The following is a 25,323-nucleotide window of genomic DNA, read 5'->3' as shown; positions in this document are numbered from 1 at the left end:
AGCATTCAGATTAGGCGGGGGTAATAAGATAGCGTCATGACTAGCCACAATCACTTTCTTGAAATCCATTACAGCTTGCGTGGAAGAACACTGCCAGCAGATCATGGCTATGCATTATACTCTGCTATTAAAAAACAGTTGCAACAATCGGGGCGGCCAGATCTACCTTCAGATATACCAAGTGATCTTCGCCTTAGCAGTATTGCTGGAATTCCTAACGGTGAGGGTATTATTTATCTAAATCGTGCTTCACGCTTTCGCCTTCGCTGTCCTACAGATCAAGTGCAGACGTGGTATCGCTTTTTCCAGAACCAAGTGTTGGATATTCAGGGGCATCTGATTCGCCTTGTGCAACCTCGAATTACATTGCCAGAGCCTTCAGGAACCCTCGCAGCTCGCCTAGTCACTTTCAAATTAGAAGCAATTGATCACCTAGAAGTGCCCCGCTATTTTTTGGAATCTTGTCAAAAAGGCCTAACTCATTTAGGCATTCAGGGAAAGGTATTTATTCCTTCTGATCCGAATGGTGATTTAGCACGGCGCACGATTCAAGTGAAAGGCAAAAAAGTCGTAGGCTACCGCGTGATTGTTGAAGATTTAACTCCTGAAGATTCTCTAAAGTTGCAGTGGCATGGATTAGGAGGACGAAGACATTTTGGCTGCGGCTGGTTTTACCCGGTCAAGGAGGAACCGAATGCTGCCTAGTTCTCCACCCCCAAAACTAGACCCAGATATTTTGTTGGCAAAATCTTCACTCCCAAGCAGCGCCGACTGGAGAGGAAGGTATCATTTGGCTGGTCATACCGCGGCGGTTGTGAAGTCAATTACCACCTTGGTTGATGCACTGGGCACAGGGTTGCTCCAGCAGTTTGGATTTAGCAACGACACTAGGGAAACCCTGCGGGCAACGGCGCGACTGGCCGCTTATCTGCACGATTGGGGTAAGGCCAATCACCAATTTCAAGGGGTGGTCAGGTACCCCCTCAGGGCTTCAAATCCATCGGTGCAGCCTCAACAGAACCCCTTGCAATACCCACAACTTATCCGTCATGAAGTGGGGTCTGTCTTGCTGGCGTGGGAGTTCCGAAACTGGCTTTGCCAATGCCCCAATGCTGACTTGATGACAGCGATCGCCGCAGCAGGAGGACATCACCTCAAATTAGGCGGTCAGCAGGGGCGAGACACCAGTGCACTGGGGGAGATCCGCGAGGGCAGTGGCGACCCTTACCTGTACTGGTATGTCCATCATCCTTCCTTCCGCAAGCTGCTTCGCTATGGGGTAAGAACCCTAGGGCTGCCTCAAATCATTCCTCCTTTTGCGTTCTCATCGCGATGGGACATGCAAACAATCAAGGAGAAACGGGCAGCAGTCTTGCAGGCTTTTATTGACTGGAAACCAACTGTTGTGTTTGTTGCTGTTGTGAAAGCACTGCTTGTGGCAGCAGATGCCATTGGCTCGGCCTCAGCAGCGGTGACAACCAACCTCCAGCAATGGATCCAAGAACAACTACAATGCACTTTAACGGTGGCTGATCTACAAAAGGTGATTGATGCCCGGCGGGGTCAGCACTGCCTGCGGCCATTTCAAATTGATCTGCGGGAGGACTCCAAACGAGTCACACTGGCACGTGCGGGTTGCGGTACAGGGAAAACCCTTGGTGCCTATTGCTGGGCACAACGCCATGGCATTGGACGCAAGTTGTTCTTTTGTTATCCAACAACGGGCACTAGCACCGAGGGCTTTCTGGGCTATGTTCATCACCAAGTAGAGTCAGAGCTATTGCACTCTCGGTCGGCTATTGATTTGGAGTTGGCTTGCACAGGAGAAGAAGAAGACAATGGCGATGGAGCGGTTAATGAGGCCGCTCAGAAATTAGAAGCCTTCAAGGCGTGGGGGGCAAAGGTCAATGTTTGCACTGTAGATACCGTTTTGGGACTCCTGCAATGTCACCGCCGTCCCCTGTACTGCTTTCCAGCGATCGCCAAGGCTGCTTTCGTCTTTGATGAAGTTCATTGCTATGACGATGCTCTCTTTGGCGCCTTACTGCGATTTCTCAACGTTGTTAAAGCGCCAATCTTACTCATGTCTGCCTCATTTCTACCCGCGCAGGTGGAGGCCATTCGCAATGCAGTGGGAGAACCTGTTGAAATTATCCAAGGCCCCCGAGACATTGAACACCTGCCCCGTTATCGCTTCCATGAGCTAGCACAGCTGGACTGGGCGCGGGTTCAGCAAGAACTTGACCAAGGTGGTAAAGTCCTGTGGGTTTGCAATCAGGTGGATACAGCGATCGCTACCTATCAGCAAGCGAAAAATCAGGGACTTCAACCTCTGCTCTATCACAGTCGCTTTCGTTATGGCGATCGCGTGCACCATCACCGCAAAGTGGTAGAGGCCTTCAAACAAAATCAACCCGTCCTAGCCATCACCACGCAAGTGGCAGAAATGTCGCTGGACTTGTCGGCAACACTCCTCGTGACTCAAATTGCTGACCCCGCAGGGCTAATCCAGCGGTTGGGGCGGCTCAACCGTCAGTACTGCGGCCACGCCCTTGATGCCCTCTTTTACCCCGATGACAAGGTTGGTTTTCCCTACAGTGCAGATGAACTGGATGCGGGTTGGGCACTGGTGCGAGGGTTTGTCGGTCAGCTGGTTAGCCAAGCCCAGCTCGCCGCTTGGTTAGAAAAACTCAACACTCCACACACACCCAAGGATCACTTTGTCTGGCTGGATGGCAGATGGAAAACGTATCCTGCACCGTTGCGCGAAGCAGGCTATACCGTCACTGCCCTTCTCGAACAGGATCAGGAGGAGATTGCGTTCCTCAAATCTAGTCAACTGATGCGCTACACAATCCCCCTACCCGCTACCAAAAATATCAAGGGTTGGCGGCGCCACAAGAGCGGATATTTGATTGCGCCTAAGGAGCAGTGGCACTATGACCCAAACCTAGGGGCGTTCGCTTCCCGGCAGGAGGTGAAATTGTGAGCCAATTTACCTTATCGATCTTTGATCCAAATTTTCTTTTGCCCCATCGAGCAGGAATTGCGGGTCTAGCCTTAGCCCTATCCGAGTTGGAAAGCCAACGTTCACAGGCTCCCTTAACTTGGAACGTCACCGATGAGGTCGTTGAACTGGCGTGGAAAGGGAGTGATCGAGAGGTTGTGACATGGCTGCTAAAGCAAACCTATCAGATTAATCACCAAGGCTATCTAGAGGTTCCTGCCCTCAAGCTTGATGCCCAGGGGCAATACACGTTTACCCAAGGGGTACTCACCACATTCCTCCAGCACAATACACAGCGCAAACTCAGCAACACTTCTGTCACTCGCACGTTCTTAATTGAGCCGGATCAACCAGAGATCTCGATTGAGGTGAAGCCCCTAGAGAGCTGTTATTACACCGGCGACATCAAGGAGGCCTTTAACAATAAGGGAGCCTTCAAGAAAGAAATTCCCCTGAAGGGAAATCATCTGCCCGGACTGGTGGAATGTTTTGTCAATGGTCCCTATCAAGAATCGCCGCAGGGCTTTCTGGCGTTGCTTTTTTTGCCCCTTGCCTGTGGCTACTACCAACTTCCTCCCCAAACTGTTGGTGGCAAGCTCTCTGCCCGCTCAGCACTGGTTATTCCTGAAGTTCAAAATCTAAAGCACTGGGTTAAGCGCCGTCGGGCGATGTCGGGGTGCACGTATCGAGACTTTCGTAGCAGTGGCGCTGGTGAATCTGCGTTGCATTTCCTGTTGCAGGAAAAGGTGGTCGAAGCAGTGCAACCCTTTGGCGTGCACTACTGTGAGGTTTACCAGTTGGGGAAGCAAGTCTGGGATGCCCAGCAAGCTTACCTGAAACAGGCGGTGTATCGCGTAGAGGTTATGGATGAAGTCCTCGAATTGTATGAAGTCGCTCGCCAAGTTTTTCCTGCGCACGTGCGACAAAAGGAGAATGGTGAAACTTGGTTAGCTCTTTCTAAAGCACTGCCTTGGATTTGTGACAATTTAATTGGAGGTCAGCCTTGGTATGCAGGTTTCTTTGAATTTTACAAACGTAATAAGCTCTATGAACGTGAAGGGTTGGTAAAAATGACCAAACACTTGAATCCCGATGAACAGGTGCTCTTTGAGGTGGTACAAGGTGCTTTTAGTAAATACCTGTACGGGCAGATTCAGCAAGCTAAGAAGCAAGGTCGCCAATTAGACTATGGGCAAGTGACCGATAAGGTTATCTACCGATTCCAACGTCCGAGTACGCAACAGGAATTTGCTACTGCATTGGTGGATTTCCTAAGCCAGTTTCGTAGCAAAGCCGCTCGCGATAAAGGCCCGCAAATTGTTCACTGGATTCACCGTGAGGAAAACTGGCGGCGAGCAAGAGATCTGGTACTGCTGGCGATCGCCACCTACAGCAGTAAGAAGGGAGATGCTCTCAATGGTGCTGAGGTTGCCTCTGAATCAATGGATGAGGTGAATGTAACGGAAGAGGAAATGTTTTCCTTTGTTGATGAATAGTTGCTGTCTTTAACTTAGGAGAAATAACAATGACAAAACATCTTTTTGCAACAATTGTAACGACCACTGCTGTTGCAGCCAATAACCGGGGGGAAGGGGATGGGAGCACTCTCTCAACTTTGCAAAAAATCACCCGTGGCAATGATCAATACACTACTGTGAGTGCAGAAGCGATCCGTTGGGGATTGCGGGAGTATTTTCAAAATCATTATGAAAAAGAGGTGAATCGCACATTTAATGCTGAGACTGACAAGTATAGCTTCAAGGATGAACAATTCAGCGCTGAAAAATACATTGATGATGACTTGTTTGGCTACATGGACGCCAAAAAGGGGAAGGATAATGAAGATGCCACGACCAAACGGCGGGGTGCCCTAGAAATTAGTCGCGCTATGAGTCTGGATCCCTATTGGGGGGATATTGCCTTTGGTTCTAAAGGCGGCGAAAAGGGAAAAACTTCGATTCATAGCACCGAAGTACACTGCACTGCCTATCAGTACACGATCGCCCTCACACCAGAGAGTTTGAAGAAACCAGAACGTGCCCTCCTTACCCTCGATGCCATTGGGGCGGTGCGTCATGTCGGCGGCAACCATGCCCGCTTTTTGTACGACTTTCGGCCAGAGTCCATTGTGCTTCGCATCACAGATGATCCCAGTCCTTGGATTATGGAGGTGTTTAAGCGCATTGGGGAGTCGGTGGGCTGCCCACGGCTAGTGCGACTGGTTGAAGTGGGGGATGTGAAGGCTGATGAGCTACTGGTGGGCGGTGAGATTGCCGATACTCCCTATGGTCAGCAGTTAAAGGCATTGGGGGTTCAGGTCTATCGCGGGGTCAAAGAAGCGATCGCCCACGCCAAAGAACAATTAAAGCAACAACTCAAGCTTGAGGTGCCCGCCTAATGCAACTTTACGTTGATTGTCCCTGTACCAGTTTTCCCCGCAGCTTTGCCCGCGACTTTAAGGAGACCTACCGCTATCCACCCCCCTCCACGATCTATGGCATGCTCCTTTCCCTGATCGGTGAAGAGAATTTGGATCAACATCGGGGTGTCAAACTGGCCATTGGCATTATTGGTGCTGACCCACCCATTTCTCGCATTCTGCGTAAACAGCGGCATCACAAGTTCAGTAAGAATCGCCTCGGCACCTATTCCACGAGTAAATTCTCCAAGCCGAATCACCATGAACTGCTCACAGATGTGCAAGTGGTTGTCAAAGTTGATTCGAGTGAGGAAAATGCACCACTGAAGCTGGTTGATCGGCTGGCGATCGCCTTCACCACACCCCAGCAAATTTCCCGCTTTGGTGGCCTGAGTTTGGGGGAGTCGTGGGCACTGGTCAATGGTGTACGCCCCTATCGGGACAACGATGGCTCGATCCGCTGGCTCATTAAAGACAATCGAGGTCTCATTAGCCTGCCCATCTGGATCGATCGCCAGAGCAGCCAAGGAACCTTTCAACGCTTTCGCTTAGGCAACGAATTTGAAGACCATTGCTGGGTCAGGATTCCGCAGCTAACTGTGCCAACCCCAAGATCGCGACCCTCCGCCGCTCGCAGATCTTGATGCCAATCGAGCAAATTGCGGTTTGTTAACAACCTTAACCTGAGCTGGCCGTCTAGGAGCACTGATTAAAGGCATTGATGCGCCACCAGCGGATATTTTCTGCCTCAAAGCGCCCATCCAGATCCACCCGTACTGAAAAGTCAAACCAAGCAGCGGGGGGAATTTCCATCCCCCACAGGCGATCGCTCCCCAGAACAACGCTAATCAGGCACTGCAAAAAGCCGCCATGACTAATACACCAAACACACTGCTCGTCCCTGTGGCGTCGGAGCTGTTTCCAAGCCTGTTTTGCCCGCTGCCAAGCCATGGCCATTGACTCTGCCTCGGGAACTGGAATCAGGTAGTCACTCTCCTCCAGTTCTTCACAAAGATCGGGATGTTGCGCCTGCGCCTGTGCCCACGTGAGTCCTGTGAAAATGCCCTGATCAATTTCAATTAACTCCGCCAACTCTTGAACCTTTAAGTCAGGACAAGGATTCATGAGTGTCGCCGTATCGCGGCAGCGTTGCAGCGGACTGGTGTAAATGGCATGGGGTAAGGGGAGCTTTTCCCGTAAGGCAAGGACTTGCTGCCGTCCTCGTTCTGTGAGGGGTACATCCTGCCGCCCGAGCATGACGCCTGAAGCATTACCAACGGCTTCTCCATGGCGAATCAAAATTAGACGCATAATGTGATTCTCCGGCAATTGGCAAGTGTAACCCCTGATCGCTAAAATTATCCTACTGTGTGGCTAATCTCTATCTTCAGCCTCAAATTTATTCATATTTTTTGACTGCGTACCTGTGCCTGTAACACTCTCTGCTCCCCCCATCCGTCCTGCTTGGCATGGCCTGATTCACGCTTACGGTGAGTTTTTGCCTGTGAGCGATCGCACCCCAGTGGTCACCCTCTATGAAGGCAATACACCACTGATTCCCGTGCCTCAAATTGCAGCCCGCATTGGCCGCAACGTCGCGGTGTATGTCAAGTACGATGGCCTCAACCCCACAGGGAGCTTCAAAGATCGTGGCATGACCATGGCCATTTCCAAGGCCAAGGAAGCGGGAGCCGAAGCTGTGATTTGCGCCAGCACAGGAAATACCTCGGCCTCAGCAGCGGCCTACGCGAGACGGGCAGGCTTACGGGCCTATGTCTTGGTGCCCGAAGGGTACGTTGCCCAAGGAAAACTGGCCCAAGCGCTCCTCTATGGTGCTGAAGTGATTGCCATTGAGGGCAACTTTGATCAAGCCCTAGAGATTGTGCGCCTAATGGCGGAAACTTACCCCGTGACGCTGGTCAATTCCGTCAATCCCTATCGGCTGGAAGGACAGAAAACCGCCGCCTTTGAGGTGGTGGATAGCTTGGGCAATGCCCCCGATTGGCTGTGTATTCCCATGGGTAATGCAGGAAACATTACTGCCTATTGGATGGGCTTTTGCCAGTATCGTGAGCAAAATCGTTGCGATCGCCTGCCGCGGATGATGGGCTTTCAAGCAGCGGGATCTGCCCCCCTTGTCAAGGGCGAGGTTGTCACCCATCCCGAAACGATTGCGACGGCCATTCGCATTGGCAATCCTGCCAACTGGCAACGGGCGATCGCCGTCAAAGAAGCCAGCCAAGGTGCCTTTAATGCCGTTACCGATGAGGAAATCCTGAATGCCTATTGTCTGCTGGCTTCTGAGGAAGGTATCTTCTGTGAACCGGCTAGTGCGGCTTCTGTGGCGGGTCTCTTGAAATTGGCCGATCAGGTGCCCAGTGGTGCCACGGTGGTCTGTGTGCTGACGGGCAATGGTCTCAAGGATCCAGAAACAGCGCTCAAGCAACAGAGCGATCGCTTCCACCGCCACATTGAACCCACTGAGCAAACTGTAGCCAAGGTCATGGGCTTTTAGAAACCGCGCTCCGCTCGCATCAGGTGGCGACTTGCCTTCAAGAGTTGTACTGCGGCTCGATTGGTGGCTAAGCTGGCAACATTGGCGGTGGTGGGTGCAGCTGCTGTCAAGCTGGCAGGTTGGGCTAACTGCTGAGCACGGCTAAACAGATCGCGCACGGTGGGATTGCCCCCACGAAAGTAGGCCATTTCTGCTTCGGTGCGGGTCAACTCACGACTCAGCGGATTGGGCTTTGGCAATATTTCGAAACGTACTCCTTGCCTCCCGCTCAATGGATCGAGGCGCAGCGGATCTAGGACGCCCTATTGCGGCGGGGGCGATCGTCGTCGGTAGAAACATCGAATTGGCAACGTGGGTGTTGAGCCGCTCAAGACGTGCAAACAGCTCCGCCTTTGACCGGTTGAGCCCAAGGAACAGAAGCTTGAGGGTCTTAGTGAGCGTTGCCATGTTGATACCATACCAATGTCCCGTGTATTTGCAAAAGATATCCCCCCTAAAGGAGGGGGGACTTACAGCGCTAAGGGTAATAGTTACTGCAAAGAATCAGTCTCTAGCTCAAGGTTTACGCATTGACCCTCGTCTGTCCACTCCTCATTTTCATATACTGTCAGCTGCGTTAGCGGATCAACAGCTGTTTGTTGGCTATTGATGAGTACAAGACGAGACTTCGATTTACCTTTTTGATCCTCTTCTGTAAATCCCTCCCTATTAGAAGAACAGCTTGCACTGGTTGTTCCTGCTATGGTCACACCACCACGTTGCCCCCCTAAGGTTGCTTTAGAAGCACCTTGGTCACCATTAAGAGGCTGATTCCCACCACTAGGAGGCTGATTGCCGTCACCGGGTAGATTGGGGGCACTAGGAGGCTGATTCCCACCACTAGGAGGCTGATTGCCGCCACCGGGTAGATTGGGGGCACTGGGAGGCTGATTCCCACCACTAGGAGGCTGATTGCCGCCACCGGGTAGATTGGGGGCACTAAGGCCGGTAGTTGTTACAATATCACTACCAACAGTGCTAGTTACTGTACCAATATTAACCGAGTTTAGACCATTGTAAAGCAGGCTACCATTTACCTGTGCAGCAAACAACGTTACGGCAACAGGGGCATTGTTCAGGTCAAAGGTGCCACTGCCCTGCAGACCCAGTCCGGTGGCGGTGATGCTGCCTGTTGCTGTCTGAGTGACCCCATTATTACTGATCAGGGTTAGGTTGCCGCTGCCAAAGTTGCTGCTGGCGGCTAGGGTGAGGGTGTTGCCGCTCTCGATGATGGCATCGTTGTTGGTGGTGGTAAGGCCAGCTGCGGTTGTTGCCGTATCGCTGCCCACCGTGCTGGTGACAGGTCCGCCAATGGTCAGGTCATCACTGTCTTTGAAGCTGACGCCACCCGTGACGTTGGCCGCAAGGGTGTCCACATCATTGCTGGCATTGTTCAGGTCAAAGGTGCCACTGCCCTGCAGACCCAGTCCGGTGGCGGTGATGCTGCCTGTTGCTGTCTGAGTGACCCCATTATTACTGATCAGGGTTAGGTTGCCGCTGCCAAAGTTGCTGCTGGCGGCTAGGGTGAGGGTGTTGCCGCTCTCGATGATGGCATCGTTGTTGGTGGTGGTAAGGCCAGCTGCGGTTGTTGCCGTATCGCTGCCCACCGTGCTGGTGACAGGTCCGCCAATGGTCAGGTCATCACTGTCTTTGAAGCTGACGCCACCATTGACGTTGGCCGCAAGGGTGTCCACATCATTGCTGGCATTGTTCAGGTCAAAGGTGCCACTGCCCTGCAGACCCAGTCCGGTGGCGGTGATGCTGCCTGTTGCTGTCTGAGTGACCCCATTATTACTGATCAGGGTTAGGTTGCCGCTGCCAAGGTTGCTGCTGGCGGCTAGGGTGAGGGTGTTGCCGCTCTCGATGATGGCATCGTTGTTGGTGGTGGTAAGGCCAGCTGCGGTTGTTGCCGTATCGCTGCCCACCGTGCTGGTGACAGGTCCGCCAATGGTCAGGTCATCACTGTCTTTGAAGCTGACGCCACCCGTGACGTTGGCCGCAAGGGTGTCCACATCATTGCTGGCATTGTTCAGGTCAAAGGTGCCACTGCCCTGCAGACCCAGTCCGGTGGCGGTGATGCTGCCTGTTGCTGTCTGAGTGACCCCATTATTACTGATCAGGGTTAGGTTGCCGCTGCCAAGGTTGCTGCTGGCGTCTAGGGTGAGGGTGTTGCCGCTCTCGATGATGGCATCGTTGTTGGTGGTGGTAAGGCCAGCTGCGGTTGTTGCCGTATCGCTGCCCACCGTGCTGGTGACAGGTCCGCCAATGGTCAGGTCATCACTGTCTTTGAAGCTGACGCCACCCGTGACGTTGGCCGCAAGGGTGTCCACATCATTGCTGGCATTGTTCAGGTCAAAGGTGCCACTGCCCTGCAGACCCAGTCCGGCGGCGGTGATGCTGCCTGTTGCTGTCTGAGTGACCCCCCCATTACTCATCAGGGTTAGGTTGCCGCTGCCAAGGTTGCTGCTGGCGGCTAGGGTGAGGGTGTTGCCGCTCTCGATGATGGCATCGTTGTTGGTGGTGGTAAGGCCAGCTGCGGTTGTTGCCGTATCGCTGCCCACCGTGCTGGTGACAGGTCCGCCAATGGTCAGGTCATCACTGTCTTTGAAGCTGACGCCACCCGTGACGTTGGCCGCAAGGGTGTCCACATCATTGCTGGCATTGTTCAGGTCAAAGGTGCCACTGCCCTGCAGACCCAGTCCGGTGGCGGTGATGCTGCCTGTTGCTGTCTGAGTGACCCCATTATTACTGATCAGGGTTAGGTTGCCGCTGCCAAGGTTGCTGCTGGCGTCTAGGGTGAGGGTGTTGCCGCTCTCGATGATGGCATCGTTGTTGGTGGTGGTAAGGCCAGCTGCGGTTGTTGCCGTATCGCTGCCCACCGTGCTGGTGACAGGTCCGCCAATGGTCAGGTCATCACTGTCTTTGAAGCTGACGCCACCCGTGACGTTGGCCGCAAGGGTGTCCACATCATTGCTGGCATTGTTCAGGTCAAAGGTGCCACTGCCCTGCAGACCCAGTCCGGCGGCGGTGATGCTGCCTGTTGCTGTCTGAGTGACCCCCCCATTACTCATCAGGGTTAGGTTGCCGCTGCCAAGGTTGCTGCTGGCGGCTAGGGTGAGGGTGTTGCCGCTCTCGATGATGGCATCGTTGTTGGTGGTGGTAAGGCCAGCTGCGGTTGTTGCCGTATCGCTGCCCACCGTGCTGGTGACAGGTCCGCCAATGGTCAGGTCATCACTGTCTTTGAAGCTGACGCCACCCGTGACGTTGGCCGCAAGGGTGTCCACATCATTGCTGGCATTGTTCAGGTCAAAGGTGCCACTGCCCTGCAGACCCAGTCCGGTGGCGGTGATGCTGCCTGTTGCTGTCTGAGTGACCCCATTATTACTGATCAGGGTTAGGTTGCCGCTGCCAAGGTTGCTGCTGGCGTCTAGGGTGAGGGTGTTGCCGCTCTCGATGATGGCATCGTTGTTGGTGGTGGTAAGGCCAGCTGCGGTTGTTGCCGTATCGCTGCCCACCGTGCTGGTGACAGGTCCGCCAATGGTCAGGTCATCACTGTCTTTGAAGCTGACGCCACCCGTGACGTTGGCCGCAAGGGTGTCCACATCATTGCTGGCATTGTTCAGGTCAAAGGTGCCACTGCCCTGCAGACCCAGTCCGGCGGCGGTGATGCTGCCTGTTGCTGTCTGAGTGACCCCCCCATTACTCATCAGGGTTAGGTTGCCGCTGCCAAGGTTGCTGCTGGCGGCTAGGGTGAGGGTGTTGCCGCTCTCGATGATGGCATCGTTGTTGGTGGTGGTAAGGCCAGCTGCGGTTGTTGCCGTATCGCTGCCCACCGTGCTGGTGACAGGTCCGCCAATGGTCAGGTCATCACTGTCTTTGAAGCTGACGCCACCATTGACGTTGGCCGCAAGGGTGTCCACATCATTGCTGGCATTGTTCAGGTCAAAGGTGCCACTGCCCTGCAGACCCAGTCCGGTGGCGGTGATGCTGCCTGTTGCTGTCTGAGTGACCCCCCCATTACTCATCAGGGTTAGGTTGCCGCTGCCAAGGTTGCTGCTGGCGGCTAGGGTGAGGGTGTTGCCGCTCTCGATGATGGCATCGTTGTTGGTGGTGGTAAGGCCAGCTGCGGTTGTTGCCGTATCGCTGCCCACCGTGCTGGTGACAGGTCCGCCAATGGTCAGGTCATCACTGTCTTTGAAGCTGACGCCACCCGTGACGTTGGCCGCAAGGGTGTCCACATCATTGCTGGCATTGTTCAGGTCAAAGGTGCCACTGCCCTGCAGACCCAGTCCGGCGGCGGTGATGCTGCCTGTTGCTGTCTGAGTGACCCCATTATTACTGATCAGGGTTAGGTTGCCGCTGCCAAGGTTGCTGCTGGCGGCTAGGGTGAGGGTGTTGCCGCTCTCGATGATGGCATCGTTGTTGGTGGTGGTAAGGCCAGCTGCGGTTGTTGCCGTATCGCTGCCCACCGTGCTGGTGACAGGTCCGCCAATGGTCAGGTCATCACTGTCTTTGAAGCTGACGCCACCCGTGACGTTGGCCGCAAGGGTGTCCACATCATTGCTGGCATTGTTCAGGTCAAAGGTGCCACTGCCCTGCAGACCCAGTCCGGCGGCGGTGATGCTGCCTGTTGCTGTCTGAGTGACCCCCCCATTACTCATCAGGGTTAGGTTGCCGCTGCCAAGGTTGCTGCTGGCGGCTAGGGTGAGGGTGTTGCCGCTCTCGATGATGGCATCGTTGTTGGTGGTGGTAAGGCCAGCTGCGGTTGTTGCCGTATCGCTGCCCACCGTGCTGGTGACAGGTCCGCCAATGGTCAGGTCATCACTGTCTTTGAAGCTGACGCCACCATTGACGTTGGCCGCCAAGATGTTCACATCATTGCTGGCATTGTTCAGGTCAAAGGTGCCACTGCCCTGCAGACCCAGTCCGGCGGCGGTGATGCTGCCTGTTGCTGTCTGAGTGACCCCATTATTACTGATCAGGGTTAGGTTGCCGCTGCCAAGGTTGCTGCTGGCGGCTAGGGTGAGGGTGTTGCCGCTCTCGATGATGGCATCGTTGTTGGTGGTGGTAAGGCCAGCTGCGGTTGTTGCCGTATCGCTGCCCACCGTGCTGGTGACAGGTCCGCCAATGGTCAGGTCATCACTGTCTTTGAAGCTGACGCCACCCGTGACGTTGGCCGCAAGGGTGTCCACATCATTGCTGGCATTGTTCAGGTCAAAGGTGCCACTGCCCTGCAGACCCAGTCCGGTGGCGGTGATGCTGCCTGTTGTTGTCTGAGTGACCCCCCCATTACTCATCAGGGTTAGGTTGCCGCTGCCAAGGTTGCTGCTGGCGGCTAGGGTGAGGGTGTTGCCGCTCTCGATGATGGCATCGTTGTTGGTGGTGGTAAGGCCAGCTGCGGTTGTTGCCGTATCGCTGCCCACCGTGCTGGTGACAGGTCCGCCAATGGTCAGGTCATCACTGTCTTTGAAGCTGACGCCACCATTGACGTTGGCCGCAAGGGTGTCCACATCATTGCTGGCATTGTTCAGGTCAAAGGTGCCACTGCCCTGCAGACCCAGTCCGGTGGCGGTGATGCTGCCTGTTGCTGTCTGAGTGACCCCATTATTACTGATCAGGGTTAGGTTGCCGCTGCCAAGGTTGCTGCTGGCGTCTAGGGTGAGGAGACCGCCGGTACGGAGGATGACATCAGCGTTGTTGGTGGTAATACCATTAGCAGTTAAGGTTGTTGTGCTGTCAGTGCAGCAGTTAGGATACGTTGTAACAAAAGGAATGCTCAGATGCCCAACCGTCAGATCGTCCTGATCTTGGTATGTGATGGCGCCAGTTGAACTCGCGGTTGCAATTGTATTGACGTTGTTTGAAGGTTGATTCAGGATAAAACTGCCGCTGCCACCCAAAATTAAGCCACTTGCTGTGAAGGGAGATGTTTGAGTGACAGAGCCCCCATTACTGAAAAGTGCTAGCGTGTTTCCTCCTAAGTTAATTGATGAATTCAGTTGAATGTTGCCACCCCGGAGGGTAAGGTGTTGATTTCGAGTAATGGGAGAGTTGATGGTAACTGTTCCTGTGCCATTTTCATGGCCAAAGATGACATGACTAAAACCATTCGTTAGACCAAATTCGGTGCTGCTTAGGGCAAGATGAGTCGTATCGGGCGCTGTCCCAGCAATATCAATATCACGACCCGGTGTAAAGGGTTGGATGACCAAAATGCCAGAGCTACCTAATGTAGTGTTGCTGCTTAGATCAAGCCTGTCACCCACAAGAATAATGTTGCCACCATTCGTACTTTGAATCGTTGGAGTAGCACCTGCTGTACGAATACTCATCCAATTTTGGGTGATGGCGCTGCTGGCAGTACCGGTATGTTCACCGATTAGGCAGATGTTGCCCGTATTGCTGGTCACTATAAAGGCATTATTAGGGTTACCCGAAGACGAAGGCTCACCAAACTTAATTGCATAATCGGTTGGGTTACCACCCCGCAAAACGCCCTTTAGGGTAATATGGCCTGAACCCATTGCCGAGATTTCAGCAGAGAAGCCGTCGGTTAAATGACGCTGTAACTCAAGACCGTCTTTGCTTCCTGTACCTGTCCCTGTACCTGAATAACCCTCGTAAGTGATGTTGCCGCTTCCTGTGGTTCGAACTAAAGCGTTCCAGTGAGCAATTCCGTCATCCGTTGAACTGCTGCCATTGGCAGTACCTTTAATGGTTATGTTTCCATCTTGGTTAGTGATTTGTGTTTGCCTACTACCTGAGGTATTGGGATTGTCAGTGCCGCGTGGAGTTGTTGTAATGAAAACACCATCGTTGTTTGAGCCGCTACCCCCAGCAGCAATACCGGTAATGCTTATATTTCCTGTGATATTTTCAATGCGAGCACCCCGGCTGAGATAAACACCATAGCTACTACCACCTCCCGTACCGCCAGTACCGTTGAGGGTAATTTGGCCACTGTCGCTTCGCAGCGTGGCATGACCTGTTAATTGAATGCCGTAGTTATTACTACCTGAGGTACCTCCCCGACCCGTGAGGGTAATGTTACCTGAGTTTGTTGCTAGTAGCGTGGGTTGAGCCGCCGTTCCCTCAATGAAAATACCCTTAAAATTACCAGAAGTACCACCACTAATGTTGGCTTCTAGTGTGATGCCACCGCCGCCGGTATTTTGGATTGTTACACCGGGCTGAATGACAATGTTACGGCCTGCCTGTAGCGTTAGAGTAGTATTCTGACTCCATGTAATGTTTGTATTGGTTTGAACAGTAATTGTCTCCGAGCCACCACTAGTTGCAGCTGCCGTGCTGATGGTCAAGTTAGCCGACCCAAGTTGACCAACGATATGTGCATCATCAAAGGTGTTAGGGCCAGTGTTAGAGCCGAGGCCATTTTGAATGGTAATCGAGCCGGGATCAAGGAGAAGGGTACCAAAGGAACCGTTGGGCGCCCTGAGATCGGCAAAGCCTGTGACGTATAGGTTATTGCGTGCCGAAACTTCGGCAAAGCCGCCATTACCACTAAGGCTGCCCCCGCGGGCACTAATGTGGCCGTGGAAATGGGTGGCTTCATCTGCCCAAGCAATGACAGTACCCCCATTCCCTTGGGTTAGCGCATTAGCTTCTAGGCGTGCCCCTGCGTCAATGAAGGTGTTTCTGGCATTGGGCAGAGGACCTTGCCCTTGAGGACTGCCGCCAATAAAAATCTGCCCGCCGCCTAGGTTGCCATTGGCCGATAGATGGGCAGTGTTCTGAAGATGAATATCTTGACCTGTTACGGTAATTTGACCGCCGTAAATACCATCTGCATCTAGGCGTCCGCTAATATTCACTTCGCCTGTGGGGCCGCCTGCTAAGATAATCCGCCCTTGACGATTCTCAACTGCTCGCGCTTCGATGATGCCATCAACGTTCATCACCCGATCCATGATGCGCTGAGCAGCACTGGCAGAAAGGATAACGTGCCCCGCGCTAATGTGCCCCTGCTGATCAATTAGACTAGAAAGTGGGCGACCATAGACATCCGTTACTTGCTGAGATAGATCACTATCTACCCTGACGCTGAGCAACCCATCTCCTGTGAAGTCTAGGGTAACACCAGTGCCGCTCACTAGGGCAACTTGACCCAAGCGTGCTGAAATGAACCCTGTGTTTTGAACTGCTGGCGCAATTAGGGACACCACACCTCCCTCCTGGGCAGTGATGCGCCCTTGGTTGGTAATAGCAGCCGGCGGCCTATTGGAGAGGTTGTAAAAGCGGAAATTGTCCTGCAAAAAGTCTTGATCTTTAATGTCAAGGGTACTTGCAATAAGGCTGCCCACATTAACTTGGGCACTGGGTAAAAAGACGATGCCGTTGGGATTGATTAGAAAGATGCGACCGTTGGCGTTCAGTTGACCGGCAATACTTGAGGGGGTTAGCCCTGTCACTCGGTTGAGTGCGGCTGCTGTTGCGCCCGGCTGGACAAAGAATACCCCTTCATTGGCTCCAATGCTAAAGCCCTCCCAGTTAATGATGGCTTTATGACTGCTTTGCAGAATATGAAGCTGATGGGGGGTACTTTGTTGAAAAGAGACTTGCCCCTCACTCACTGTTGGGTTTTGTGGCAGTGCCTCGGCTATCCGAGGACTGAGACTTGTTAGGAAAATACTCGACAGGGTAAGGGTGATACCATTTAGGAACACACTGAATATCTTTTTCATGGGTTTAACTCCAACAGCCTTTGGAGGGTTGAAGAATAGTTTAAAAAGGTAGGTACAGTAGCACAAGTTAATCCTAGAACATCCTTGACTATAAAATCAATAAGTATTTAGGCTGACCTAGTCATTGATTCCAAGGAAGCAGCAGAACCATGTTTCGGCTTCGTGACTCGGTTTTCCTTTCTGCTCCATGCAACTGAATCCCTAAGAACAACAGTTGATGGCTGCTTCCCTACCTCAGAGTCCCTGCGCTGCCCAGTTCTCTTGCCCACAATGTAAGACCGTAGTATCCCCTAAAAGCTAGAATATGCCCTGAACTTGGAAGAATAGACGCGGGCTCCGTTCAAAGGCGGGTTCAATTCTCGTTAGGGGAAAGGCTAGCTCTAGGCGAAGTTGTAGGCTAGGGTTGATGAGCTGTCGCAAACCCAAGCCCGTTGACAAGGCCTCCTGACTGCTAGGCTCAGCAATCGTCGGTCTTTTAAGAAAGGTCTGGCCATAGTCTACAAAGGCATAGGGCTGGCTAGTGAAGCTTGTTTTACGAAATTTATAGGAACGGGTATGTTGTAGCTCAAGACGTAGAGCGTAGCCATCATCTCCTAAAATGGCGGATTGAACATAGGCAGAGCCAGAGTTGAAGCCACCAATTCCAAATTGCTCAGAGGCAACAAGGGGAGCGGCGGCTGTTTGGGCTGCACCTGTTAGGCTGACTGACCAATTTTTAGGGAGAAAGAAAATCTGTGTAAAGTCCAAATTTGCTTTGAAGGCTGCAGGGGTAGCATTGAAGCGAGAAAGAGGTAAAGTGGGAGTTCCGCTCAGACGCGCCCCCAAACCTGCAATGCCTTGAGAGAGCTGTATAGAGGCATTAGTGAATCCAACCCGGCTTGTATAAGTGACTTGACTCGATGCACGGAAAACACGAACTCGATCCTGACTGAGGAGAACTTGTGGCCCTAAAAATGTGGTACTGACCGTGCTATTGAGGGCATCAAAAGAAGCACTTGTGAGCAGGTTGAGTTTCCTTGAGCGAATGGGGTAATAGGAAAAGCCTATGCTGCCCAGCCAACTGTTGCTTTTGATCCTGAAGGGGGCAAGGTTATCTCCAGGCTCACTTTCAGCATAACTGAAACTGCCTACAAATTTGAGACTATTGGCGTCTAAGGGAATGTTTACATCGAAGCGACCACTTTTGAGTTCGTTGAAATCGAAAGGAACGGTTGTACTACTCAGAATAAATTGCTCACCTCTGTTCAGCAGAGAATTAAAGTAAGCCCCTGCCTGAAGACGAATAGGACCAACACTGTCGGCATACCAATTGTTGAGTGTAAAGAAGGGTTGAAAGGAATCCTTCTTGGCAGTAATCGTCAGAATAGTTGCGCCGGGCTGGTTACCAGCTTCAAAGCGTCCACTCACTTTGTAGCCGGCCAAATCGCTCATCAATAGTAGATTACGCTCGAGAACTTTAGTTCTGAGAGGGCGAGAGGATTGAATACGATCAGCATAGGGCTGTAATGGCTTGATCGTTCCCGCGGAACCTTCAAACCGTACTTCCTCGACATAGCCTTCGACAACTTTGAGACGAACAATGCCTTCGGTAACTTCTTGGGCAGGTACAAGGACACGGATTAGAAGATAGCCTGAGCGGCGGTAGTGCTCGCTGATTTTTTGGGCAATGGTATAAATGTCAGCAAGAGTCACGTTGCGGTTGAGCTGATCTGCGTATAACGTTTTAAGTGCTTCGGGGGAATAGACAGTTGAGCCACTAATAATGATGTCTTTTAGAAGGAAGCGAATTTGATCGGAATCGGTCGGTGGCCGGATCTCTTGACCCTCAGGAATTGTAATCTTTGGCTCACGAGGGGGCAGGGGAGGGGGTTGAATTTCTTCGATGAGGCGCTCAGGGGAAAAAGCTTGGGCAAGAAGCACTCTTGCTTGCAGTTCGGCAAGATTGGTGTACAGGAGTCCAAGTACAGAAATCATAGCTTGTCTGTAAAATACTTTCAGTTGCAAAATATCAGAGCCTCTCTCTTTTGTCTAGGTTCTCAAAACGTTAGCCCCTAATTCAGGGGGTAAGCAATAGCGGATATTACGAAATTAGTTAACAAAATTAATCTAGGAGTTGTAATTCATGCCCTTTGTGCAACCAGTGGAGCACGAGCTTTTCTAATTCAATCCAGACAAACACCAGCGTGCTAAAGCCGATGCACACGGCTAGCTCAGTCCCCGAGAGCAGATAGGTACCAAAGAACCGTCGCAGAGGGGAGGCGTAGATCAGCAGGAGTTGCAGAATCGTTGTCAGGATGACTGAGCCCCAAACAAAAAGGTTGGAGGTGGGGCTCATTTCAAGCGTCAGCCGTGTACTGGAACGGGCGGCAAGGGCATGACCCATTTGAGCGAGACAGAGGGTGGTAAAAACCATGGTTGTCCAACGTCTTGGATCGAGTCCTCCTTCCAGATGTTCAGCGGTGTAGCTGTAGGCCCATACCATCAGGGAGATGCCGACGATCGCCAAGATCAAACCGACACGAATCATATAGGAACCCAAGCCACGGCTAAAAATACTTTCGTTGGGCTTAACAGGAGGACGCTTCATGACATCGGGATCCCCCGGCTCAACGGCAAGGGCAAGGGCAGGCAGGCCATCAGTCACCAAGTTCATCCAGAGGATTTGCAAGGGCGTTAGAGGCACACCTCCTAGTCCCAGTAGGGGTGAGCAGGCAATCGTGATCACTTCACCAATGTTGGAGCCGAGAATGTATTTAATAAAGCGACGAATATTGCTGTAGATCACTCGCCCTTCCTCGGTAGCCGCCACAATGGTTGCAAAGTTATCATCCAAGAGCACCATATCACTGGCTTCCTTGGTGACATCCGTCCCCGTAATCCCCATGGCTACGCCAATATCCGCTTGTTTGAGAGCCGGGGCATCATTCACACCATCCCCAGTCATGGCCACAATCTCACCGTGACGTTGCAGCGATTTGACAATCCGCAGTTTATGTTCCGGCGAGACCCGGGCATAGACACTGACGGTGGGGGTGGCGGCATCCAATTCCTCGGTACTGAGTTTTTCAATGTCCCGACCCGTGAGGGTACAGTCGCCCCACTCACAGATACCAATTTGACTGGCGATCGCCTGAGCTGTGAGTTGGTGATCTCCCGTAATCATAATCGGGCGAATCCCAGCAGTGCGACAGGTGGCGACGGCCGCCAGTACCTCCGGACGCGGGGGATCAAGAATGCCCACTAGCCCCAACCAGATCAAATCCTGCTCACTGGTGTCTACACTCTCCGCTGGTGGCAGCGCTGACCAGTAGCGATGGGCAATGCCCAAGACCCGCAGACCCTGAGCGGCAAAGCGATTGTTTTGCGCCAGAATCTCTTGACGCTCCGCCAGTGTGAGGGGTTGAATGTCTTGCCCCACTTGGCGCCATTGACAGCGTTCCAAGGTCAGTTCGGGTGACCCTTTGGTAATCATCCAGTAGGGTTCCTTGGCGGCAATCGCAGGAACGGACTCACTGCGGTAGAATGTACTCATGCGCTTGCGATCGGCATCAAAGGGAAACTCCACTACCCGCTCAGCCTTTTCCTGCAATGCTTTGAGGTCAATCCCCCCTTTAGCGGCCAAGGGCAGGAGAGAGCCTTCGGTCGGGTCGCCGAGAATCACCCACTCCGCTGCGTGTTGTTTAAGCAGGGCATCATTGCACAGCGCTCCCGCTAGAAGGAGCAGTTGGCGTTCGTATAGGGCTGAGGGGTCATCGGTATTGGCGTCATAAAATTCCCCCCTTGGTTCATAGCCATTGCCGCTCACCTTGGCGCGATAGGAGGAGGTTGCCACCGCCTGCACCACCATTTTGTTTTGGGTGAGGGTACCCGTTTTATCCGAGCAAATGGTTGTAACACTCCCCAGTGTCTCCACGGCCGGCAGCCGCCGAATCAGGGCATGGCGTTTCACCATCCGTTGCGTTCCCAAGGCAAGGGTGACGGTAATCACGGCGGGCAAGCCTTCGGGGACGACGGCCACCGCCATACTGAGGGAGACTTCAATGAGATGCGGCAGCAGTGAGAGATCGTAGAGACCCCCAGCAATCACGACAATGCTCACCAGCACCAAAGCAATGGCGACTAGGCGATTTCCCAGCTCGGTCATCCGTTTTTGCAGAGGTGTGGGTTCCTGCTCCACCCCTTGCAGGGCAGCGGCAATTTTCCCTAGTTCAGTGTCCATGCCGATCGCGGTGACGATGGCGGCTCCTCGCCCTTGGTTGACCTCTGTGCCCGCAAAGACTAGATTGGCGCGATCGCCCAGTTCCGTATCAAGGGGCAAGATTTGCGCAGCATTTTTACTGGCGGCTTCTGCTTCACCGGTGAGTGCTGCCTCGCGGATTTGCAGGTTGACGGCTTCAAGGAGGCGACCATCGGCAGCCACTTTGACCCCCGCTTCCAAAAAGAAAATGTCCCCAACCACCAGTTCAGGGGAATCAATTTCCATGACCTTGCCCTCACGCAGGACACGCACTTTGGGCGCCGCCATACTTTTCAGCGCAGCGAGCGCCTCTTCAGCACGGGCTTCTTGGACATAGCCCAAAATGGCATTGAGAATGACCACCACCAGAATGGCGGTTGCGTCCTTGGGGAACGGAATGGTGTTTTCTTCGAGGGATTCGAGAATCTCCAATGTGCCAGAGATGAAGGCCACCACGAGCAGCATGATCAGCATGACATTGCGAAACTGATCAATGAAAATCTGCCAGCGCGGGCGGCGACCATTGTCAACGAGTTCATTGCGGCCATATTGGACTTGTCGCCGTTGCACTTCTGCACAACTCAGTCCCTGTTGGCGATCGCTCCCTAGGCGGCTAATGACTTCATCAGCACTCAGAGCATGCCAAACTGATTCACGATCCATGGGGGAGGAGGCATTGGAGGAGGTCATGGCGGGTGAGGAGATGAACGGTTTTTATCCTTTCTTTATCTTCGTCTATTTTGCTGGAACCATACCAAAGCGCTGCCAATAGTCCTCATAGCGCGCCATCAGCGTCAGAGGTGGCTTAGGCTGTGTCCAAAACTCTACGAGGGTGTGTCCCGTTGCCCAAGTGTCTTGATCGAGGGGGCTACGACGTTGTAGCAGCAAGGGAGCCAAGGTTTTCAGATCAAAGGGGCGCGTTGGTACCTCGATGCGATCGCTGGCATTTTGCAACAGCGTGTAGAGTTCATAGGCCAGTTGCAATTTACAAAGAATCACCGGCAGGTGTTCTAGGGGCAGTTGTTCGGCGAGGAGCCATGCAGCGGCGGCAGACCCCGTGAGCATGGTCGAAAGAAACTGGAGCACTGGTCGCTTGAGCAAATCGGTAATGCCCTGACTGGTGGTGATGCGGTGGCAATAGGTGTCAATGAGGCGAGAAGCAGCGTGAAGCCGTGTCTGGCGATCGCTAAGCCAGCGAGCCATGCGGATCTGCTTGGCGGGGGCAATTAAATTCACAAGGGTATCACTGAGGGCATCGAGTCCCCAAGCCATGCGTTCTTCAGTGCCGTTGACAATCGGCAAAATATGGGGCGTATAGGTGCCCAACTGTTCTTGGCGATAGGCCACCGCCTCGCGAATACTCACTTCCTTGGGACGGGTACCCCGTTGCCAGTCGTAGGGGGGATGCCATTCCCGCAGGGGGCGTAGCCGATCCACTTGGGTGACCGCCACCACAATCGGCAAGTCCCTCACCTGTTGGCGAATCAGTTGCAGGGCGGTGATGTCCGGGGCAAGGGCAGGATCCAGCGCTGGGGTCAGCAGCAGCACCACATCCATGCGCGGCAGTAATTCCCGCAGGCGAGCTTGAATATCGGCACCGCGAATATCTTCGTAACCGGGGGTATCCCACAGGGTCAAATCCTCCTGCCAACGGTATTGCTGGATCTCGTTTGTGTTGGGCAAGGGGGAAACACGGGTGGTGGGGGCAGCAAATAAACTATTGATCAGGCTACTTTTGCCTGCGCCGGTGCGACCCACGAGAAAGACGTTCACAGGCTCAGTTTCGGCACGGGCAAGGGGCAGACTCTGCTCTAAAATGTCCTGTAATGTGCCTGTATCTGTGCGCGGGGTGGGGGTGGGCAATTCCAGTGGGGTGAGGCTGCCACTGTAGAGGGCGATCGCCCGCAGTCCCAAGGCCTTGAGCACCTGTTCCCGCAGGGTGAGTCCCAAGTTAGCAATCAGGGCTTGATTGGCCTTTTGCTGCTGCTCTTGGGTAAAGGTTTTGGTAATCGCCACACTGGGATTGAGGAGCCACTGCGCCCAATTCCAAGCCGTAAAGCCCCAACGCGCAACGGGTGCCACCTGCCGCGAGAGTTCATAGGCGCGCACTGCCTGCCCCACAGTTACCCGCGACAAAATTGGGTTGAGGGTTTCCAGCCAGCGATCCACATCATCAATCGTGTCCCGCAGCAGGCGGTAGGCTTGGGGCACATAGATTTGCAACAGCGGACGTTGGGCATTAGGGTAATAGACTTTGGCAATCTCACTGACAAGGGTGTGTGCCCGCTGCCAAAAGAGTGGCCAATTTTCCCAAGGGGGCGGGTCTTGGCGGCTCTGCTCAAGGGTGTGTTGGAGAATCTTCAGGGCGCGTTGATCCGTTTCTGAATCACTGCTTCTTGGCAAATCAAAGGGACGGGGGTCAATCTCTGTCGGCTGACCCTTGAGCCAATGGGCAACCCCCCACCGCCACAGCAGCAGAATCAGCACGACTACTGCCCAGACCCAACTCAGTCCCCAAGTATGAATTTGGATCGAGGCGGCGGTGAGGATAAAGCTGGCGATCGCCACCAGTGGCAAGATCAAAAGAATCCACTGCCACCAAGAGGGCTGCATCGGCTAGGTGGTCACTAGTGACTCAAAGGGAATGCGCTGGGCGTGGCCCCAAAAGGCCTCAAGGTTGTAGTATTGACGTTCCTTGGGCAACTGCACATGGACAATCACATCACCGTAGTCCATCAGCACCCATGAACATTCCGCTTGGCCTTCAATATGTTGGGGCTGGCGTTGGCAATGTTCAAGAGCCGCCTCCTCAATCCCTTGATAAATGGCGCGCACTTGGGTTTTTGAGAGTCCCGTAATGATCACAAAGTAATCGGTGAGGTAGGACACACCACTCACATCCAAAAGGCAGATATCCACTCCCTTGCGATCGTCGGCGGCATAGGCGGCGGTCCATGCTAGTTTAAGGCTAGGGTCAGTAATTGCGGCTACCCGTTGCATCTGTTGAATAGTCAGGCTGCTGTCTCCTAAATGCACTCCTTTATCCTTTGATTTTACCTATTGGTTTAGGGAGGGGTAGGACAAATTTGTTACAAAACCTTACGAGTATTGCCCCCCACTGGCTGTGGTATCCCCACAACGGACAATGGCACACTGCTACCGCCAGACTCCTCGAGCAATTAGCCAACTATCAAGAGCAACTCCAAGAGCAACAACCCACTCTCCTCGTTCTTGCAGAACCCGATCCCCTCTCGTTTCTCAGTGGTTTTCTCGCAGCGCTCTCCACAGGGACGCCCCTATTACTGGCCAATCCCCACTGGCAATTCCAAGAGTGGCAGCAGGTGGCAGCGATTCTGCCTAGAAATTTCCTTGCTTGGGGAACGGTGCCCCCCCTCGACCCCCAAGGCTCTGAAGAACCATTGCCCCAAGGCTGGATTCTGATTCCCACTGGCGGCACTCAAGGGCGGTTGCGCTGGGCAATTCACACGGTGGCGACCCTTCAAGCGGCAGTAATGGGGCTGCAAAGCCATTTACAACAAAGGGCGATTTACTGTCTGAGTATTTTGCCCCTATACCATGTCAGTGGCCTGATGCCCGTGGTGCGATCGCTCTGGAGTGGCGGAGAACTCTATCTCGGTACCCATCTACGGGATCTACGGCAAACGGCGCCTCCTGCCAATGGCGATCTGTGGCTGTCTCTGGTACCGCGGCAACTGCAACAGGTGCTTGCAGACCCTCTGCCATGGCTAGCGGATTTAAGGGGCATTTTCGTGGGCGGTGGCCCCACTTGGTCGCAACTATTAGAGGAAGCAGCAACCCAGCGATTGCCTCTATGTCTCAGTTATGGCATGACAGAAACTGCTGGCATGATCTGTGCCCAACGGCAGGGGGAATTTTTGGCGGGCGATCGCTCCTGTGGTCAAGTCTTACCCCATGCCCAAATTGCTTTAACCCCTACGGGGGAGATTCAGATTCAGGCCGCCTCCCTTGCCCTTGGCTATTACCCTGGGTTATTCCATGAAGGGATATTCCAAACGGACGATCGCGGCGAATGGCGGGGCGATCGCCTCTACATTTTGGGACGCAGCAGCCGCAAAATCATCAGTGGTGGTGAGAATATCTACCCCGAAGAGGTAGAGGCCTTACTCCTTAATAGTGGCCTTGTCCAAGACATCTACATCTACGGCGCACCCGACCCCCTTTGGGGTGAGCAGGTCATTGCCCTCTATGTGGGAGATGCCTCCCCTGAGGAACTCAGCCGATGGCTCAAACGGCAGTGCAGCGCCTACAAATGCCCTAAGAAATGGATTTCTGTGCCCCAAATTCCCCGCACGCCCCAAGGAAAAGTGCGATTATCCTCGATTGAGACCTAGCCACCACCATAAGCATGACCAAAACGAAAGC

Annotated in this window: 14 protein-coding genes; 7 read left to right on the top strand and 7 right to left on the bottom strand. The window is 53.4% G+C overall.

Annotation, left to right across the window (positions count from 1 at the left end):
* The first annotated feature begins 36 nt into the window (after window positions 1–36).
* The 5 genes from cas6 (at window position 37) to cas5 (ending at window position 6,070) form a co-directional block, all read left to right on the top strand.
* Window positions 37–705: a type I-MYXAN CRISPR-associated protein Cas6/Cmx6 gene (gene cas6 / locus M0646_RS02400; RefSeq protein ID WP_149817827.1), complete on the top strand. Its 669-nt coding sequence runs from the start codon at window positions 37–39 to the stop codon at window positions 703–705.
* Between the two features lie 85 nt (window positions 706–790).
* Window positions 791–2,989, top strand: coding sequence for a CRISPR-associated helicase Cas3' (gene cas3, locus M0646_RS02395; protein ID WP_286626443.1), 2,199 nt, complete (start codon window positions 791–793; stop codon window positions 2,987–2,989).
* Complete coding sequence (cas8a1, locus tag M0646_RS02390) at window positions 2,986–4,503, top strand: type I-MYXAN CRISPR-associated Cas8a1/Cmx1 (protein WP_286626441.1); 1,518 nt, start codon at window positions 2,986–2,988, stop codon at window positions 4,501–4,503. Before cas3 ends, cas8a1 begins: the two co-directional genes overlap by 4 nt.
* Before the next feature lie 29 nt (window positions 4,504–4,532).
* A complete protein-coding gene (gene cas7i / locus M0646_RS02385) occupies window positions 4,533–5,405 on the top strand; it encodes a type I-B CRISPR-associated protein Cas7/Cst2/DevR (RefSeq protein WP_286649834.1) in 873 nt (290 codons plus the stop codon).
* On the top strand, window positions 5,405–6,070 hold the full coding sequence (gene cas5, locus M0646_RS02380; protein ID WP_149817819.1) for a CRISPR-associated protein Cas5: 666 nt from the start codon (window positions 5,405–5,407) through the stop codon (window positions 6,068–6,070). The genes cas7i and cas5 overlap by 1 nt, the downstream gene beginning before the upstream one ends.
* 52 nt (window positions 6,071–6,122) lie before the next feature.
* Here the strand turns inward: cas5 and M0646_RS02375 are convergent, their stop codons facing one another.
* The gene (locus tag M0646_RS02375; protein WP_286649833.1) at window positions 6,123–6,737 is read right to left on the bottom strand and encodes a histidine phosphatase family protein; all 615 of its coding nucleotides are present in this window, start codon (window positions 6,735–6,737) and stop codon (window positions 6,123–6,125) included.
* A gap of 115 nt (window positions 6,738–6,852) precedes the next feature.
* On the opposite strand from M0646_RS02375, the gene thrC reads away from it, so the two are divergent.
* Complete coding sequence (thrC, locus tag M0646_RS02370) at window positions 6,853–7,941, top strand: threonine synthase (RefSeq protein ID WP_149817814.1); 1,089 nt, start codon at window positions 6,853–6,855, stop codon at window positions 7,939–7,941.
* On the opposite strand, the gene M0646_RS02365 is transcribed toward thrC, so the two are convergent.
* The 6 genes from M0646_RS02365 to rsfS form a co-directional block, all read right to left on the bottom strand.
* Window positions 7,938–8,180, bottom strand: coding sequence for a hypothetical protein (locus M0646_RS02365; RefSeq protein ID WP_286626438.1), 243 nt, complete (start codon window positions 8,178–8,180; stop codon window positions 7,938–7,940). The two genes, thrC and M0646_RS02365, sit on opposite strands and share 4 nt — an antisense overlap.
* Before the next feature lie 291 nt (window positions 8,181–8,471).
* Window positions 8,472–16,682, bottom strand: a complete 8,211-nt coding sequence (locus tag M0646_RS02360) for a filamentous hemagglutinin N-terminal domain-containing protein (RefSeq protein WP_286626437.1) — start codon at window positions 16,680–16,682, stop codon at window positions 8,472–8,474.
* A 297-nt stretch (window positions 16,683–16,979) separates the two neighbouring features.
* Entirely contained in the window at window positions 16,980–18,656 is a 1,677-nt protein-coding gene (locus tag M0646_RS02355; protein ID WP_286626436.1) for a ShlB/FhaC/HecB family hemolysin secretion/activation protein, read from the bottom strand.
* Window positions 18,657–18,783: 127 nt separating this feature from the next.
* Window positions 18,784–21,609, bottom strand: coding sequence for a cation-translocating P-type ATPase (locus M0646_RS02350; protein WP_286649832.1), 2,826 nt, complete (start codon window positions 21,607–21,609; stop codon window positions 18,784–18,786).
* Window positions 21,610–21,654: 45 nt separating this feature from the next.
* A complete protein-coding gene (locus M0646_RS02345; RefSeq protein ID WP_286649831.1) occupies window positions 21,655–23,532 on the bottom strand; it encodes a GTPase family protein in 1,878 nt (625 codons plus the stop codon).
* 3 nt (window positions 23,533–23,535) lie between these two features.
* Window positions 23,536–23,919, bottom strand: a complete 384-nt coding sequence (rsfS, locus tag M0646_RS02340) for a ribosome silencing factor (RefSeq protein WP_226971989.1) — start codon at window positions 23,917–23,919, stop codon at window positions 23,536–23,538.
* Between the two features lie 86 nt (window positions 23,920–24,005).
* On the opposite strand from rsfS, the gene M0646_RS02335 reads away from it, so the two are divergent.
* Entirely contained in the window at window positions 24,006–25,292 is a 1,287-nt protein-coding gene (locus tag M0646_RS02335) for an AMP-binding protein (protein ID WP_286649830.1), read from the top strand.
* Window positions 25,293–25,323 lie beyond the last annotated feature (31 nt).

Source organism: Thermosynechococcus sp. B3 (assembly GCF_030323045.1).
Taxonomy (GTDB): Bacteria; Cyanobacteriota; Cyanobacteriia; order Thermosynechococcales; family Thermosynechococcaceae; genus Thermosynechococcus.
Note: the sequence above shows the minus strand (reverse complement) of the source record. Positions and strands in the feature narration are given on the sequence as shown.